The following is a 17,005-nucleotide window of genomic DNA, read 5'->3' as shown; positions in this document are numbered from 1 at the left end:
CGCCCCATGAGCATGGACCTGCAACGTTTCCACGCCACCTTCTTCGAGGAAAGCCGCGAAGGGCTGGATGCGATGGAAGCCGGATTGCTGTCGTTGGAAGAAGGCAATCGCGACCCCGAGACCATCAACTCGGTGTTCCGCGCCGCGCACTCGATCAAGGGCGGCGCCGCCACCTTCGGCTTCGAAGCGATGGCCGGCCTCACCCATGTGCTGGAGACGCTGCTCGACGAGCTGCGCGCCGGCAAGCGCGACGTCGAGGCGCATGCGATCGATGCCATCCTCGGCTCGGTGGACGTGCTGCGCGCCCTGCTGCGCGAAGCCGAACACGGCGTCCCGGCCGATCCGGCCGCGGTCAAGGCCGTGCACGAGCGCCTGCAGCACGCGTTGAACGGCGGCCCCGCCGCGCCGGCCGCCGCCACCCCGGCGGCGAACCAGCCGGCCGAGCCGGAAGCCTGGCAGATCGGCTTCACCCCGGCGCCGTCGCTGTTCATGAGCGGCAACGATCCGCTGCGCATCATCCGCGAACTCGAACACCTCGGCCCGCTGCAGGTCGCCTGCCGCAGCACGCGCATGCCCGGCTTCTCCGAACTCGATCCGCTCGAGGCCTACCTGGCCTGGGATCTGGGCCTGGTCGGCAAGATTCCGCGCAGCGCGATCGAAGACACCTTCGCCTGGGTCATCGACGACTGCGAACTGGAGATCCGCCCGGTGCCGCCGCCGAGCCTGGCCACCGCGCCGGCACCGGTGCTGACCGCGCCGCCGACCGCCGCCACCGCGGCGCCGGCCGCCGCCGTGGCCGCGAATGCGCCGGCCGGCAACGCCGCCGCCGCGCACGAAGCGGAAAGCTCGATCCGCGTCAGCGTCGACAAGGTCGATGCGCTGATCAACCTGGTCGGCGAACTGGTCATCACCCAGGCCATGCTCAAGCAGGTCTCCACCGGCCTGGACCAGGCCGTGGCCGAACGCCTGTTCGCCGGCCTGGACCTGCTGGAACGCAATACCCGCGACCTGCAAGAGGCTGTGATCGGCGTGCGCATGCTGCCGGTGGACGCGGTGTTCCGCCGCTTCCCGCGCCTGGTCCGCGACCTCTCCACCCGCCTGGGCAAGCAGGTGCGCCTGCGCACGATCGGCGAGGGCACCGAGTTGGACAAGGGCCTGATCGAGAAGATCGCCGATCCGCTGGTGCACCTGGTGCGTAACTCGATCGACCACGGCCTGGAACTGCCGGAGGCGCGCCGCGCCGCCGGCAAGGACGAGACCGGCACCATCACCCTGGCCGCGTCGCACCAGGGCGGCCACATCGTCATCGAAGTCAGCGACGACGGCGCCGGCCTCAACCGCAACCGCATCCTGGCCAAGGCCGCCGAACGCGGCATCGCCGTGCCGGACAACCCGAGCGATGCGCAGGTCTGGGACCTGATCTTCGCCCCGGGCTTCTCCACCGCCGATGCGGTCACCGACCTGTCCGGCCGTGGCGTCGGCATGGACGTGGTCCGCCGCAACATCCAGGGCCTGGGCGGCGAAGTGCAGTTGGAGAGCGAATCCGGCCGCGGCACCCGCGTGCTGATCCGCCTGCCGCTGACCCTGGCGATCCTCGACGGCATGACCGTGGCGGTCGCCGGCGAGACCCTGATCCTGCCGCTGGCCTACGTCATCGAAGCGCTGCAGCCGAAGGCCGACGACATCCGCACCATGGCCGGCGAAGGCCGGGTGCTGCGGGTCCGCGGCGAATACCTGCCGATCCTCTCGCTCAGCGACTCCTACGGCTTCGGCCGCATCGAGCAGAGCGAAGAACCGCTGGTGGTGGTGGTGGAGGCCGACGGGCAGAAGCTGGCGCTGGAAGTGGACGAGTTGATCGGCCAGCAGCAGGTGGTGGTCAAGAACATCGAGAACAACTACCGGCGCATCAGCGGCATCTCCGGCGCGACCATCCTCGGCGACGGCCGCGTCGCCCTGATCGTGGACATCGGCGGCCTGGTCCGCTCGCTGCGGGTACAGCAGGCGGCCTGACCGCCCCACCCTCCCGCGTCACGCCACAGACGAGCCCCGGCAGCGATGCCGGGGCTTTTGCGTTGTGGGCGCTGCGGATCACGGATCGCCTCGACGCCCACCTGCCGAGGCGCTCGTCGCGCCGCCCGTGCATCGCTCCAGCACAGTGATCGACGTCCGCATCAGCGTCAGGCCCACCGCCGTCGCGCGTTCCATGGAGGAACAGGCCACGCAATTGCAGGACGCAGTGGCGGTGTTCAAGTTGGACGCACTGCCCGAAATCGCATCGATCGCCATCGCGCCGGCAACCCGCCCTGCCCCACGCAGCGTGCGCTCCGCGTAGTCGCGCACGTCATGACCGGCACCGGGCACGGCGCGGTCCGTTGCGCTTGCCCGGGCTGGCAGGCGTTCCGAGTGCTCACCGAGCGGCCGTGCATGCATCGCACGGCCGCTCGACGCGCATGCGGCCGATGCGCATGACACTTGCGCCAGCTTCCTCAATGCCGAGTACGGCAAGGCGCCGGATGCTTCAAACAAGCAGCGTCGGCGTTACCGGCAGTGCCAGGATGAACACGCCGTCCTACGGCGCCTGCGACGCTAAAGAATCCTGTGCTCCCGTCGATACCAGGTTGAGCGCACGCTTTTTGTCTACATCGGTGCGTGCCGGCATGGCCTGGGGAGGTCGGCCGGCGCTTCAGGGGGGATCGATCGGTGCACATTGCCGGTCGCTGAAGTCGAACGAACGGGGAAAGGACGCCGCCCTGACGGCTGATCTTTTTGCGCATGCCCTTGGCACGCGCGCGGACTCGACTTGCATTTTTTTGCCAGACGTTTCGTCAGGTTGCATCACACCCCGGATTCCCGGCGCATCGCAAGACGCGTCGTTTCTTCCTTCGTACACGGGGCCCACCATGCATGCGCTCTCGCGACAGCAAGACGCATCCACCGAGACGACCCATGGACGCCATCGGCGATTCCAGGTGCAGATCGGGCATGGCAACGCCATGGCCACCGTCGCGATTGCGGCGCTTTCGCACGACCTGCCTGCGCGTCGTCAGTCATCACGCCATGTGACTGCCGCCGCCTCCAGCGCAGGCCGTCCGCGTCTGCCCGAGTAAACCGCCGACGCCGCATCCCTATGCGCCGACCTGCCTTTCTGCCCCTTGGAGATTGAAATGACCCGTTTTCTGCAACGCTACAACGTCGGTGTCCGCCTATCGGCGGCCTTCGGCCTGCTGATTCTTCTTTCGGTGGTCCTGGTGATCATCGGGCTGTCCGGCATGGCCGAGGCGCGCAAGCACCTGGACATGATCGTGCTGGACCGCATGGCGAAGATCGAATTCAGCAACCAGATGCTCGACGCCAATTCCTCCGTGCTGGTGGCGCTGAGCACCTACACCACCTCCAGCAACCCCGCGATGCGCCAAGCGGCGCTGGACACCTTCAACCGCCAGCGCGAACGTTACGCCACAGCCCGCGCGAAGATCGACACGCTGTCCAGCACCGCCGCAGGCCGCGCCATCCGCGCCGACATGGACGCCAAGCGTGCCGCCGCGAAGAAGATCAACGACGCCATCGTCGCGCTGGGCGAGAAGGGCGAGAACGCCCAGGCGGTGGAGATGCTGAACCAGCAAGCACTGCCGGCGACGTTGGCGTGGCAGAGCAAGATCCGCGAGTTCTCCGATCGGCAGAAGTCGCAGGCCGCCGCCGGCTACCAGGCCGCGCTGGATTCGATGCACCGTGGCCGCATGCTGTTGATCGGCGGCACCGTGCTGGCGCTGGTGCTCAGCGTCTTGCTGGCGCTGACCATCACCCGCAGCCTGACCACACCGCTGCGCCTGGCCACGCGTACCGCCGAGGCCATCGCCAATGGCCACATGGACAATGCCGTGCGCACCGAGGCGCGCGACGAAACCGGCCGCCTGTTGAACGCCATGGGGCGCATGCAGCAGCAGTTGCAGGCGGTGCTCGCCGCGCAGGCGGAGATGGCGCAGCGCCACGACGCCGGCCAGATCAGCTACCGCATGGACGAAAGCACCTTCCCCGGCGACTACGGACGCATGGTCCGCGACAGCAATGCGCAGGCCGCCGCGCACATCGCCGTGACCGAGCGGCTAGCGCAGATCATGGGCCGCTACGCCATCGGCGACCTGTCCGAGGACATGGAGCGACTGCCCGGCGAAAAGGCGCATCTCACCGAGACGATGGACACGGTCAAGCACAACCTGACCGCGATGAATAACGAGATCAAGCACCTGGCCGGCGCGGCCGCGGCCGGTGACTTCAGCATGCGCGGCGACACCGAGCGCTTCCAGTACGACTTCCGCCTGATGGTCGACAGCCTCAATCAGTTGATGGCCACCGCCGACGGCAATCTGCAATCGCTGTCGTCCTTGCTGCGCGCCATCGCCGCCGGCGACCTGACCGCGCGCATGCACGGCGATTTCCAGGGCGTGTTCGCCACCATGCGCGACGACGCCAACGCCACCACCGAGCAGTTGGCGGCGATCGTCGCGCGCATCCAGACCGCTGCGGTCAGCATCAATGCGGCCGCCAGCGAGATCGCTACCGGCAACGACGACCTGTCGCGGCGCACCGAGCAGCAAGCCGCCAGCCTGGAGGAGACCGCCGCGTCGATGGAGGAGCTGACCTCCACGGTCAAGCAGAACGCCGAACACGCGCGCCAGGCCAATCAGCTCTCCGCGGGCGCGGCCTCCGTGGCCTCGCAGGGCGGCGCGGTGGTCGGCCAGGTGGTCGACACCATGAGCGGCATCGAGGCCTCCTCGCGCAAGATCGCCGACATCATCTCGGTGATCGATGGCATCGCCTTCCAGACCAACATCCTGGCGCTCAACGCGGCGGTGGAAGCGGCGCGCGCCGGCGATCAGGGCCGCGGTTTCGCCGTCGTCGCCACCGAAGTGCGCACCCTCGCCCAGCGCTCGGCCAACGCCGCCAAGGAGATCAAGACCTTGATCGACGACTCGGTCAGCCGCGTCACCCAGGGCTCGGCGCTGGTCGACCAGGCCGGTCGCACCATGACCGAGATCGTGACCTCGGTACAGCGCGTCACCGACATCATGGGCGAGATCGCCGCCGCCTCGCAGGAGCAGTCCGCCGGCATCGAGCAAGTGAATCAGACCGTGATGCAGATGGACGAGACCACCCAGCAGAACGCCGCGCTGGTGGAGGAAGCCACCGCCGCCGCACGCTCGATGGAAGAACAGGCCGGACACCTGCGCGACTCGGTGGCGGTGTTCAAGCTGGACACGTCCCATCCCATCACGCAAGCCGCCACCGTCGTCCCGGCGCGGACCGCCCGCCCTGCTCCGCGCAGCGCGCCGGTCGCGCCGTCACGCAAGCCGCGACCGGCACCGGTACGTTCCGCCGTGCTCGCCCAGGCCACCGCCAGCGACTGGCAGGAGTTCTGATCGCCACGCGCCATATTCATACGGCCGCTCCCGCGCGGCCGCCGCGATGCCGCAGTTGCTCCATGCGCTGCATGGCATCCCACGCACGCCGCTACAAATCAGTGCGTAGCACCCGCTTTTCGAGGAGATTGATGTGATCGGTTTTTTGCAACGCTACAACGTCGGTGTTCGCCTCTCGGCCGCATTCGGCCTTTTCATCCTGCTTTCCGTTCTGCTGGTACTAGTTGGTCTCTGGGGCATGTCCGATGCACGCAAGCAGATGGACAAGATCGTGCTCGATCGAATGATGAAGATCGAGTTCAGCAACCAGATGCTGGATGCCAACTCATCCGTGCTGATTGCACTCAGCACTTTCACCACCTCTGATGACCCGGCTGTACGGCAGCGGGCGCTGGAGCAGTTCAAATCACAGCGCGAAAACTACGCCAACGCCCGCGCCAAGATCGACACCATGTCGATGGCGGCCGCTGGCAACGCAATACGCAAGCAGATTGATGAAAAACGTGCTATTGCCAAGGACATCAACGACCAAATCGTAGCCTTGGGTACGAACGACGACACCACCACCAAGGCGCTGAAGTTGTTGAACGCGTCAGCGACTCCTGCCACGCTGGCCTGGCAGGACGCGATCCGCACCTTCGCCAACCGCCAGAAAGATCAGGCCGCAAAGGCCTACCAGGCCGCCTTGTCGTCGATGCAAAGCAGCCAAATACTGTTGATCACCGGAGCCTTGCTGACGCTGGCACTGAGCGGCCTGCTGGCGTTCGCCATCACCCGCAGCCTGACCACGCCGCTGCGCCTGGCCACGCGGACCGCCGAGGCGATCGCCAATGGCCGCATGGACAATGCCGTGCGCACGGAGGCCCGCGACGAAACCGGCCGCCTGTTGCACGCCATGGGCCGCATGCAGCAGCAGTTGCAGGCGGTGCTCGCCGCGCAGGCGGAGATGGCGCAGCGCCACGACGCCGGCCAGATCAGCTACCGCATGGACGAAAGCGCCTTCCCCGGCGACTACGGGCGCATGGTCCACGACAGCAATGCGCTGGCGGCGGCGCACATCGCGGTGACCGAGCGCCTGGCGCAGATCATGGGCCGCTACGCCATCGGCGACCTGTCCGAGGACATGGAGCGCCTGCCCGGCGAGAAAGCCCGCCTCACCGAGACGATGGATACGGTCAAACACAACCTGACCGCGATGAACACGGAGATCAAGCACCTGGCCGGCGCGGCCGCGGCCGGCGACTTCAGCGTGCGCGGTGACACCGCGCGCTTCCAGTACGACTTCCGCCTGATGGTCGAGAGCCTGAATCAACTGATGGCCACCGCCGACGGCAACCTGCAGGCGCTGTCGTCCTTGCTGCGCTCCATCGCCGCCGGCGACCTGACCGCGCGCATGCATGGCGACTTCCAGGGCGTGTTCGCGACCATGCGCGACGACGCCAACGCCACCACCGAGCAACTGGCCGCCATCGTCGCGCGCATCCAGACCGCCGCGGTGAGCATCAATGCCGCGGCCAGCGAGATCGCCACCGGCAACGACGACCTGTCGCGTCGCACCGAGCAGCAGGCCGCCAGCCTGGAAGAGACCGCCGCCTCGATGGAGGAGCTGACCTCCACGGTCAAGCAGAATGCCGAGCATGCGCGCCAGGCCAACCAGCTCTCCGCGGGTGCGGCCTCGGTCGCCTCGCAGGGCGGCGACGTGGTCGGTCAGGTCGTGCAGACCATGAACGGCATCGAAGCCTCGTCCAAGAAGATCGGCGACATCATCAGCGTCATCGACGGCATCGCCTTCCAGACCAACATCCTGGCGCTCAACGCCGCGGTGGAAGCGGCCCGCGCCGGCGAACAGGGCCGCGGCTTCGCCGTCGTGGCCAGCGAAGTGCGCACCCTCGCCCAGCGCTCGTCGAATGCGGCCAAGGAAATCAAGGATCTGATCGACGACTCGGTCAGCCGGGTCGCCCAGGGCTCGGCCCTGGTCGATCAGGCCGGCCGGACCATGACCGAGATCGTGACCTCGGTGCAGCGCGTCACCGACATCATGGGCGAGATCTCGGCCGCCTCGCAGGAGCAATCGGCCGGCATCGAGCAGGTCAACCAGACCGTGATGCAGATGGACGAGACCACCCAGCAGAACGCCGCCCTGGTCGAGGAAGCCACCGCCGCGGCACGGTCGATGGAAGACCAGGCCGGGCAGCTGAGCCAGGCCGTGGCCCTGTTCAAGATCGACCAGCAGGCGCCGGCGGTGACCCGCCGCGCGTCCGCCCCGAAGCCGGCGGTCGTCGCCAGCGCCGGCGCACAGCGACCGGTCAAGGCGTCTGCCCCGCGCGCGGCCGCCCACCGGCCGACCGCCACGGGCAACGTCGCCGTTGCGGCCGGCGCTACCGATTGGCAGGAGTTCTGATCGCGTGCTACCGACGCGTCCAGACACCTGCATGACATCGAGCCCGGGAGCGCCAACTCCCGGTCTTTTTTCGACCGGCTTGGCCCGGTCGCGAGGGAATCGGCGGCGTCAGCGATCCTCGGAACGAGAAGCGCATCCCTGCTTGTATGAAGCAACCGTGAAAACAAGCTAAATACGCGCCCTAGACGCTTAAAGAACCTAGGCGCGATGCCGATACGGAAGTTGCGCACACAAATTGTCTACAAATTTGAACAAAATTTGCAGCGACGCCGCTAAAGCAAGACAAGTTCAATCAGAGTGATTTTTTCGATCTTTAAAATCTATTGATGTTCTGAAAACTATCAATTGGATGATTTTGATTCACAGCCGAAATAGATAAGGCAGCGCCCAACGCCTCCGCGGACATCGACTCAGGCACGGGGTACGCCATCCCCCAACGCTCCACTCTTCCACCAGGAATACGACGATGACGCTCAAGAACCTCAGTCTCTCCGCCAGGCTCGCGCTCAGTTTTGCCGTGATCGTGCTGATCACTGTGATCATCGGCTCGATCAGCCTGAGCAGCCTGTCCTCGCTCAATACGGCCGCCGACATGAACGACCACACCTACAAGGTGATGGCCACCGGCGACATGATGGGGATCGACGCCTTGAACGTCGAAACCGGCGCACGTGGCTACATGCTGTCCGGCGAAAAGCAGCATCTGCAGCCCTTCATCACTGGCCAGGCCAATTTCGACAAGAACTTCGCCGAGGCCAAGCAGCTGACCGCCGACAATCCGCGGCAGCAGGCGCGGCTGGAGAAGCTACACGCCTCATTCGACGATCTGGTCAGCGTGGAGAAGCAGGTAACGGCCCTGCGCGAGGAATCCACCGATCCGGCGCAGATCGCCTCGGTGTTCCGCGAAGCGCGCGACCGCAAGGCCATGCAGGCGATCCGCGGCCTGCTCGCTGATTTTCGCAACGAGGAAAGCGGCCTGCTGGCCAAGCGCAGCGAAACCCTGAACACGGTGCGCGCGCAGAACAAGTGGGCCGTGCTGCTGGGCAATCTGCTGGTGATCCTGGCAGCGATCGGCATGGCGATCGTAATTCGCCGCCAGTTGCTCAAGCGCTTGGGCACGGCGATCGACGTGGCCGACGCCATTGCCCGCGGCAAGCTCGACAATACGATCGACCTGCGCAGCAAGGACGAGGCCGGCGTGCTGCTGACGAGCATGGACAAGATGCAGAGCCAGTTGCAGGCGGTGCTCGCCGCGCAGGCCGAGATGGCGCAGCGCCACGACGCCGGCCAGATCAGCTTCCGCATGAACGAGAGCGCCTTCCCGGGCGACTACGGCCGCATGGTCCGCGACAGTAATGCCCTGGCCGGCTCGCACATCGCAGTGAAGCTGCGCCTGGCTCAGATCATGGGCCGCTACGCCATCGGCGACCTGTCCGAGGACATGGACCGCCTGCCGGGCGAAAAGGCCGTGCTCACCGAGACCATGGACAAGGTCAAGCTCAACCTGACCGCGATGAACAGCGAGATCAAGCACCTGGCCGGCGCCGCTGCCGCGGGCGACTTCAGCGTGCGCGGCGACACCGAGCGCTTCCAGTACGACTTCCGGCTGATGGTCGAGAGCCTCAACCAGCTGATGGCCACCTCCGATGGCAACCTGCAGGCGCTGTCGTCCCTGCTGCAATCGATCGCCGCCGGTGACCTGACGGCACGTATGCACGGCCAGTTCCAGGGCGTGTTCGCCACCATGCGCGACGACGCCAATGCCACCGCCGAGCAGTTGGCGGCCATCGTCTCGCGCATCCAGACCGCCGCGGTCAGCATCAACGGTGCCGCCAGCGAGATTGCCGCCGGCAACGACGACCTGTCGCGCCGGACCGAGCAGCAGGCCGCCAGCCTGGAAGAAACCGCCGCCTCGATGGAGGAGCTGACCTCCACCGTCAAGCAGAACGCCGAGCACGCCCGCCAGGCCAACCAACTGGCTGCCGGCGCCGCCTCGGTCGCCTCGCAGGGCGGCGATGTGGTCGGCCAGGTGGTGCAGACCATGAGCGGCATCCAGGCCTCCTCGAAGAAGATCGGCGACATCATCTCGGTGATCGACGGCATCGCCTTCCAGACCAACATCCTGGCGCTCAACGCCGCAGTCGAAGCCGCCCGCGCCGGCGAACAGGGCCGCGGCTTTGCGGTGGTCGCCAGCGAAGTGCGCACGCTGGCGCAGCGCTCGGCCAATGCCGCCAAGGAGATCAAGGGCCTGATCGACGACTCGGTCAGTCGCGTCGCGCAGGGCTCGGCCCTGGTCGACCAGGCCGGCAAGACCATGCACGAGATCGTCGCCTCCGTACAGCGCGTCACCGACATCATGGGCGAGATCGCCGCCGCGTCGCAGGAGCAGTCCGCCGGCATCGAGCAGGTCAACCAGACCGTCACGCAGATGGACGAGACCACCCAGCAGAACGCCGCCCTGGTGGAAGAAGCCACCGCCGCGGCGCGTTCCATGGAAGACCAGGCCGGGCAGTTGAGCCAGGCCGTGGCCGTGTTCAAGATCGATGCCAGCAGCAACCACGCCGGCCAGCCGGCCATCGCCAGCGCAGCGAGCGCGCCGGTCCGCGCGGTCGCCCGGTCGGCCGCCAAGCCGGCGGCCAAGCCCGCCCCGCGCCCGGTGCGGTCATCGGCCCGGCCGATCGCGGTCGCGGCCGGCGACGACAGCTGGCAGGAGTTCTGAGCGCGCATCCCTGCCGCTCGTCTCGCACCAATGGCCCCGGGAGCGGATCGCTCCCGGGGCTTTTTTATTGCCGCCATGCTTTCGCCGCCTGGCCGCCACACGGTGCGCCACCAAGGCGCGCCTTCCCCTCCCCGCGGCATGCGCCGCGGTAGACGGCGGGTCCGGATCCGACATCGCCATCCGCGCGGATGCGCCCGCCCGGCGCGGCACACCACAGGCACCGACTATATTTCTGGGACGCGGTGCCGATAACGGCACTATCGCGCATGCTCCCTGCCTGGCTTGTCCGAAAGCAAGACGCTTTCCGAGGCGATGGCGCGATCTCTCCATCCTCCCATCGAGACGACCGCGATGCCCACGACGTCCTCCACACGCCCGAGCAGTGTCGCCACCCGCCTGATGCTGGGCGTGGCCGCGATCGCCCTGCTGTGCTTCGGCATTACCGCCGCCATCATCTACGCCCGCAGCAGTTCCGCCCTGCTCGCCTCCGCCAAGGTCGGCATGACCGACACCGCGCGCCTGGAATCCGAGCGCATCGGCAACACCATCGGCGCCTCCGCCGTCTCCAACCAGGCGCTGGCCAATGCCCTGCTCGCCCAGCGCGGCCAGGACAAGGCGCGCGACCTGTTCAGCGAGAGCCTGCGCCGCGAACTGCAGCAGCACCCCGACTGGACCGGCCTGGGCACGCTGTGGGAACCGCAGGCGCTGGACGGCAAGGACGCGGACTACGCCAACAGCGCCGGCCACGACGCCAGCGGCCGCTACATGGTGTACTGGTCCTGGCAGAACGGGGAACTCGTGCGCGATCCGCTGCACGACTACGAGGTGGCCGGCGCCGGCGACTGGTATCTGAATCCGCGCAAGCTGCTGCGGCCCACCGTCGCCGAACCCTACGATTACGAGATCGCCGGCAAGAAGGTGCTGATGACCACGGTCAGCACGCCGATCCTGGAAGACGGCAAGTTCCTGGGCGTGGTCACCACCGATTTCGGCCTGGCCGCGCTGCAGCAGCGCGTCGCCAAGCTGCGTCCGCTCGGTGCCGGCCGCGTGCGCCTGCTGTCGCCCGGCGGCGCCATCGTCGCCGACCGCGATCCCGCGCTGGTCGGCAAGAAACTGCAGGATCCGGCCACCCGCGCCCTGCTGGCCGACATCGCCCAGGGCAAGACCGTCGGCCGCGACAGCGTCGATCCGCAGACCGGCGCCACCGACGTGGAAGTGTACGTGCCGCTGCAGATCGGCCAGGCCCAGGAGCGTTTCGCGCTGGGCGTGGCGGTGCCGAAGGCGGTGCTGATGGCGCAGGCGCGCAACCTGCTGTGGACCATCGTGGCGGTCGGCCTGTGCGCGGCGCTGCTGCTCAGCGGCGGCCTCTACCTGCTGCTGCGGCGGCTGGTGGTCAAGCCCCTGGCCAGTGCGGTGGAAGTTTCCAGCGCGGTCGCGGCCGGCCGCCTGGACAGCCGCATCCAGTATCCGCGCAACGACGAACTGGGGCAGTTGCTGGGATCGCTGCAGCGCATGCAGCAGCAGCTGCGCGCGGTGCTCGACGCGCAGAAGGAGATGGCCGAGCGCCACGATGCCGGCCAGATCAGCTACCGCATGGACGAAAGCGCCTTCCCCGGCGACTACGGCCGCATGGTCCGCGACAGCAATGCGCTGGCCGCCTCGCATATCGCGGTCAAGATGCGCCTGGCGCAGATCATGGGCCGTTACGCCGTTGGCGACCTGTCCGAGGACATGGATCGGCTGCCCGGCGAAAAGGCGGTGCTGACCGAAACCATGGACACGGTCAAGCGCAACCTGACGGCGATGAACAGCGAGATCAAGCACCTGGCCGGCGCCGCCGCGGCCGGCGACTTCAGCGTGCGGGGCGACACCGAGCGCTTCCAGTACGACTTCCGCCTGATGGTCGACAGCCTCAACCAGCTGATGGCCACCGCCGACGGCAACCTGCAGGCGCTGTCCACGCTGTTGAAGGCCATCGCCGCTGGCGACCTGACCGCGCGCATGCACGGCGATTTCCAGGGCGTGTTCGCGACCATGCGCGACGACGCCAATGCCACCACCGAGCAACTGGCAGCGATCGTCGCGCGCATCCAGACCGCCGCGGCCAGCATCAACGGCGCCGCGGCCGAGATCGCCGCCGGCAACGACGACCTGTCGCGCCGCACCGAGCAGCAGGCGGCCAGCCTGGAAGAGACGGCCGCCTCGATGGAGGAGCTGACCTCCACCGTCAAGCAGAACGCCGAGCACGCACGCCAGGCCAACCAGCTCGCAACCGGCGCGGCCTCGGTCGCCTCGCAGGGCGGCAGACTGGCCAGCGAGGTCTCGGAGAAGATGCACGGCATCGAGACCTCCTCGAAGAGGATCGCCGACATCATTTCGGTGATAGACGGTATCGCCTTCCAGACCAACATCCTGGCGCTCAACGCCGCGGTGGAAGCGGCGCGCGCCGGCGAACAGGGCCGCGGCTTCGCCGTCGTGGCCAGCGAAGTGCGCACCCTCGCCCAGCGTTCGTCGAACGCGGCGAAGGAGATCAAGACCCTGATCGACGATTCGGTCGAGCGCGTCGCCGAAGGCGTGGCGCTGGTCGATCAGGCCGGCAGCACGATGCAGGAGATCGTCGCCTCGGTGCAGCGCGTCACCGACATCATGGGCGAGATTTCCGCGGCCTCGCAGGAGCAGTCCGCCGGCATCGAGCAGGTCAACCAGACCATCACCCAGATGGACGAGGCCACCCAGCAGAACGCCGCGCTGGTCGAGGAAGCCACCGCCGCGGCGCGCTCGATGGAAGACCAGGCCGGCCAGCTCAATCAGGCCGTGGCCCTGTTCAAGCTCGAGACCAGCACCGGGGTGGCGATCGCTGCGCCGGCGCCCGCGCGCCGCCCTGCGTCGCCCGCGCCGGCCACAGCGGCGGCCACGCCGCGGCGGCCGGCCGCGACGCCGTTGCAGGCGGTCCCGCGCGCGACCGCGTCGACCGACGACGCGCAGTGGCAGGAGTTCTGAGCCGCACCTCGACCCACTCCCGCGAGCGCCTTGCGCGCTTCGCGGTCCGGCCGCCTGGCTCCTGGTCACGGCGGCCGCAGAGCGCTTAGCGCGTCACGCTCGTAAAGAAAGTGTATTCAGGGTCGATATAGAAAGCGGAACTGCCATGCCATGGGCGCCGCGACAGGCGTGCCCCGGCGCCGGCCGCATTGCGCCCGGCCCCACGGTTCCGACCGAACCGTCAATGGGAGCCGCACATGAAGCTACGCGTCATCGCCAGTTGTCTGACCTTGTGCGGCCTCGCCGGCATGGCGCACGCCGAGGTCGAACCGATCGCCACCGATCGCCCCGACTTCGTCGAATCCAGCCTCACCGTCGGCGACCGGCGCCTGCAGGTGGAAACCAGCGTGGCCTGGGAACGCGATGGCGATGTCGATGGCTACACCACACCGACCCTGTTCCGCTACGGCATCGGCCCGACCTGGGAACTGCGCGTGGAGACCGATGGCTGGCAGACGGTCGACGTCCCGGTCGGCGACGATGTCTCCGGCTTCTCCGACATTTCGCTCGGGCTCAAGCATCACCTTGCCAGCGAGATCGGCGGCGCCTCGCTGGCCTGGCTGCTGCATGTGGACCTGCCCAGCGGCGCACGCGACGTGCGCGGCAGCGGCGCCCGCCCCTCGTTCCGCCTGGTGGCCGAATGGGAACTCAGCGACAGCGTTTCGCTGGGGATGATGCCCGGCGTGATCCGCGACGAAGGCGACGGCGGGCATCGCTACACCGCCGGCATCTTCGGCGTGGTGCTGGGCAAGGCCTGGACCGACCGCAGCCGCTCGTTCGTGGAGTTGGCGCTACCGCAGATCGCCCATGCCGACGACGGCGGCACCATCGCCCTGCTCGACGTCGGCTCGGCCTGGCTGCTCAGCCAGGACGTGCAATTGGACGTGGTGTACAGCCGCGGCCTCAACGACCGTTCGCCGGACCACGCGCTCGGCGCGGGCCTGTCCTTCCGTTTCTGATCGGGCCACACCGATGAAAATCATGCATATGCTCGGGATCCTGGTGCTGGTGGCGGTGCTCGCCCTGCTCGCGCTCGGCGGGGTCGGCTACACCGCGCAGCAAGGGCTGCTGCGCTCGGTCGCGGCACAGGTCACCTCCTCGGATGCGCTGCGCAACCACATGCAGGCCGACATGATGCACGACGCCCTGCGCGGCGACGTCACTGCCGCCCTGCTGGCGGCGGCACGGCAGGATGCGGACGGGGTCAAGGCCGCGCGCGCCTCGCTGGGGGAACACGCCGGCGAATTCCGCAAGGCGCTGGACGACAACCAGAAGCTGCCGCTGGACGGCACACTGCGCGCGCAACTGGATGCGGCGGGGCCGGCACTGCAGCGCTACATCGCCGCCGCCGACAAGGTGGTGACGCTGGCCGAGACCCAGGGCGACAGCAGCGCCGCCTATGCCGATTTCACCGCGCAGTTCGCGCGCCTGGAAACCGAGATGGACACGATCAGCGACCGCATCCTGGCGCTGAACGAGCAGAGTCGCACCGCCGCCGAACAGCAGAGCCAGCGCGCCACCTGGCAGCAGGCCGGCGCGGTGCTGCTCGCCGTGCTGTGCCTGGGCGCCGCCGCGGCCTGGATCCTGCGCTCGGTCGCGCAGTTGCTCGGCGGCGAGCCGCGGGTGGCGATGGACGCCGCCCAGCACATCGCCGAAGGCCGCCTGGACCAGCCCATCCCGGTCGCGGCCAGGCACGGCCGCAGCCTGATGGCGGCGCTGGCGCGGATGCAGCGCGAACTGCGCGAGCGCATCGAACGCGAGCGCAGCGTCGCCGCCGAGAACCTGCGCATCCGCACCGCGCTGGACAACGCGTCCACCGGCATGTACATCGCCGATCCCGACCTGACCATCATCTACGCCAATACCGCGCTGCAGACCTTGCTGCAGACCCACGCCGAGGACATCCGCGCCTGCGCGCCGGCATTCGACCGCGCCGCGTCGCTGTTGGGCCAGTCGGTGACGTTGCTGGAAGTCGGCAATGCGCAGGACGCGGAGATCTACCAGCGGCTGGATCGGCAAGGCGCGGCGCAGCGCGAGGTGCACTACCGCGAGGTCTGCATCGCCCAGGAGATTTCCGCCATCCGCAACGCCGAGGGCGCGCATCTGGGCTTTGTCTGCGAATGGCGCGACCGCACCGCCGAGACCCGGGTCGAAGCGGAAGTGGCCGCCGTGGTGCGCAGCGCCGCCGCCGGCGACCTGTCGCAGCGCATCGACCGCACCGGCAAGCAGGGCTTCTTCCTGATGCTGGCGCAGCAACTCAACGGCCTGCTCGACGCCAATGCGATCAGCATCGCCGAGGTCTCGCGTCTGCTCAGCGCGCTGGCCGACGGCGACCTCGGCGCGCGCATGCACGGCGAGTTCCACGGCATCTTCGCCACCATGCGCGACGACGCCAACGGCACCGCCGAGCGCCTGGCCGACATCGTCGGCCGCATCCAGCGCGCCGCCGGCGACATCCACAGCGCCGCCACCGAAATCGCCCAGGGCAACAGCGACCTGTCGCAGCGCACCGAACAGCAGGCCGCCAGCCTGGAAGAAACTGCCGCCTCGATGGAAGAGCTGACCGCCACGGTCAAGCAGAACGCCGAGCATGCACGGCAGGCCAACCAGCTCGCCGCCGGCGCCGCCGCAGTCGCCTCGCAAGGCGGCGCGGTGGTCGGCCAGGTGGTCGACACCATGAGCGGGATCGAGACCGCATCGAAGAAGATCGCCGACATCATCTCGGTGATCGACGGCATCGCCTTCCAGACCAACATCCTGGCGCTCAACGCGGCGGTGGAAGCGGCGCGTGCCGGCGAACAGGGCCGCGGCTTCGCCGTGGTGGCCAGCGAGGTGCGCGTGCTGGCGCAACGCTCGGCCAACGCCGCCAAGGAGATCAAGGGCCTGATCGACGACTCGGTCGACCGCGTCGCCACCGGCGCGGAACTGGTGCAGCGTGCCGGCCAGACCATGCAGGAGATCGTGGCCTCGGTGGGCCGGGTGACCGACATCATGAGCGAGATCTCCTCCGCCTCGCAGGAGCAGTCCGCGGGCATCGAGCAGGTCAACCGCACGGTGACGCAGATGGACGAGAGTACCCAGCAGAATGCCGCGCTGGTCGAGGAAGCCACTGCCGCGGCACGGTCGATGGAGGACCAGGCGGCGCAACTGAGCGACGCGGTGGCGGTGTTCCGGCTGGAACAGCAGGCCACGCGCAGCGCGGCCCCCGCGACGGCGTCCGTCGCGGCAGCGGCGCCGGCACAGGCGACGGCGACCACAGTCAGGCACGCGCCGCAGGCGAATGCCCAGGCGATCGCCGACGCGATCGGCACGCAATGGCAGCCGCTGTCCGCGTAGGGAACTGAATTAGACAGCGTCGGGAATCGTCTTACGACCAACGACGTATCGAGTATTGCGCCGTCACGCCGATATTACATTCGGGTGACGGCG

The 17,005-nt window shown here is 68.1% G+C and carries 9 protein-coding genes; 8 read left to right on the top strand and 1 reads right to left on the bottom strand.

What is annotated here, in order from left to right; genetic code table 11:
• The first annotated feature begins 6 nt into the window (after positions 1 to 6).
• Complete coding sequence (locus FHR66_RS08285; RefSeq protein WP_160967805.1) at positions 7 to 2,010, top strand: chemotaxis protein CheA; 2,004 nt, start codon at positions 7 to 9, stop codon at positions 2,008 to 2,010.
• Positions 2,011 to 2,088: 78 nt separating this feature from the next.
• On the opposite strand, the gene FHR66_RS08280 is transcribed toward FHR66_RS08285, so the two are convergent.
• Positions 2,089 to 2,340, bottom strand: coding sequence for a hypothetical protein (locus tag FHR66_RS08280; RefSeq protein WP_160967803.1), 252 nt, complete (start codon positions 2,338 to 2,340; stop codon positions 2,089 to 2,091).
• A 215-nt stretch (positions 2,341 to 2,555) separates the two neighbouring features.
• Here FHR66_RS08280 and FHR66_RS08275 point away from each other — a divergent pair, with 215 nt between their 5' ends.
• From FHR66_RS08275 to FHR66_RS08245, 7 genes are all read left to right on the top strand, one after another.
• On the top strand, positions 2,556 to 3,107 hold the full coding sequence (locus tag FHR66_RS08275; RefSeq protein WP_160967801.1) for a hypothetical protein: 552 nt from the start codon (positions 2,556 to 2,558) through the stop codon (positions 3,105 to 3,107).
• 57 nt (positions 3,108 to 3,164) lie between these two features.
• Positions 3,165 to 5,417: a methyl-accepting chemotaxis protein gene (locus tag FHR66_RS08270; protein WP_160967799.1), complete on the top strand. Its 2,253-nt coding sequence runs from the start codon at positions 3,165 to 3,167 to the stop codon at positions 5,415 to 5,417.
• A gap of 133 nt (positions 5,418 to 5,550) precedes the next feature.
• On the top strand, positions 5,551 to 7,818 hold the full coding sequence (locus FHR66_RS08265) for a methyl-accepting chemotaxis protein (protein ID WP_160967797.1): 2,268 nt from the start codon (positions 5,551 to 5,553) through the stop codon (positions 7,816 to 7,818).
• A 466-nt stretch (positions 7,819 to 8,284) separates the two neighbouring features.
• The gene (locus FHR66_RS08260; RefSeq protein WP_160967795.1) at positions 8,285 to 10,537 is read left to right on the top strand and encodes a methyl-accepting chemotaxis protein; all 2,253 of its coding nucleotides are present in this window, start codon (positions 8,285 to 8,287) and stop codon (positions 10,535 to 10,537) included.
• Between the two features lie 351 nt (positions 10,538 to 10,888).
• On the top strand, positions 10,889 to 13,537 hold the full coding sequence (locus tag FHR66_RS08255; RefSeq protein WP_160967793.1) for a methyl-accepting chemotaxis protein: 2,649 nt from the start codon (positions 10,889 to 10,891) through the stop codon (positions 13,535 to 13,537).
• A gap of 236 nt (positions 13,538 to 13,773) precedes the next feature.
• Complete coding sequence (locus tag FHR66_RS08250) at positions 13,774 to 14,535, top strand: transporter (RefSeq protein ID WP_160967791.1); 762 nt, start codon at positions 13,774 to 13,776, stop codon at positions 14,533 to 14,535.
• 13 nt (positions 14,536 to 14,548) lie between these two features.
• Positions 14,549 to 16,912 carry a methyl-accepting chemotaxis protein gene (locus FHR66_RS08245; RefSeq protein ID WP_167087702.1) on the top strand — a complete coding sequence of 788 codons (2,364 nt, stop codon included), beginning with the start codon at positions 14,549 to 14,551 and terminating at the stop codon, positions 16,910 to 16,912.
• Positions 16,913 to 17,005 lie beyond the last annotated feature (93 nt).

Source organism: Xanthomonas sp. F4 (assembly GCF_011761895.1).
This window is presented reverse-complemented; position numbering and strand designations above follow the sequence as displayed.

Excerpts from the sequence above, each read along its gene's own strand:
- FHR66_RS08245 (WP_167087702.1), top strand. The coding sequence starts at position 14,549 with ATGAAAATCATGCATATGCTCGGGATCCTGGTGCTGGTGGCGGTGCTC.
- FHR66_RS08250 (WP_160967791.1), top strand. The coding sequence starts at position 13,774 with ATGAAGCTACGCGTCATCGCCAGTTGTCTGACCTTGTGCGGCCTCGCC.
- FHR66_RS08275 (WP_160967801.1), top strand. The coding sequence starts at position 2,556 with ATGAACACGCCGTCCTACGGCGCCTGCGACGCTAAAGAATCCTGTGCT.
- FHR66_RS08260 (WP_160967795.1), top strand. The coding sequence starts at position 8,285 with ATGACGCTCAAGAACCTCAGTCTCTCCGCCAGGCTCGCGCTCAGTTTT.
- FHR66_RS08285 (WP_160967805.1), top strand. The coding sequence starts at position 7 with ATGAGCATGGACCTGCAACGTTTCCACGCCACCTTCTTCGAGGAAAGC.
- FHR66_RS08270 (WP_160967799.1), top strand. The coding sequence starts at position 3,165 with ATGACCCGTTTTCTGCAACGCTACAACGTCGGTGTCCGCCTATCGGCG.
- FHR66_RS08255 (WP_160967793.1), top strand. The coding sequence starts at position 10,889 with ATGCCCACGACGTCCTCCACACGCCCGAGCAGTGTCGCCACCCGCCTG.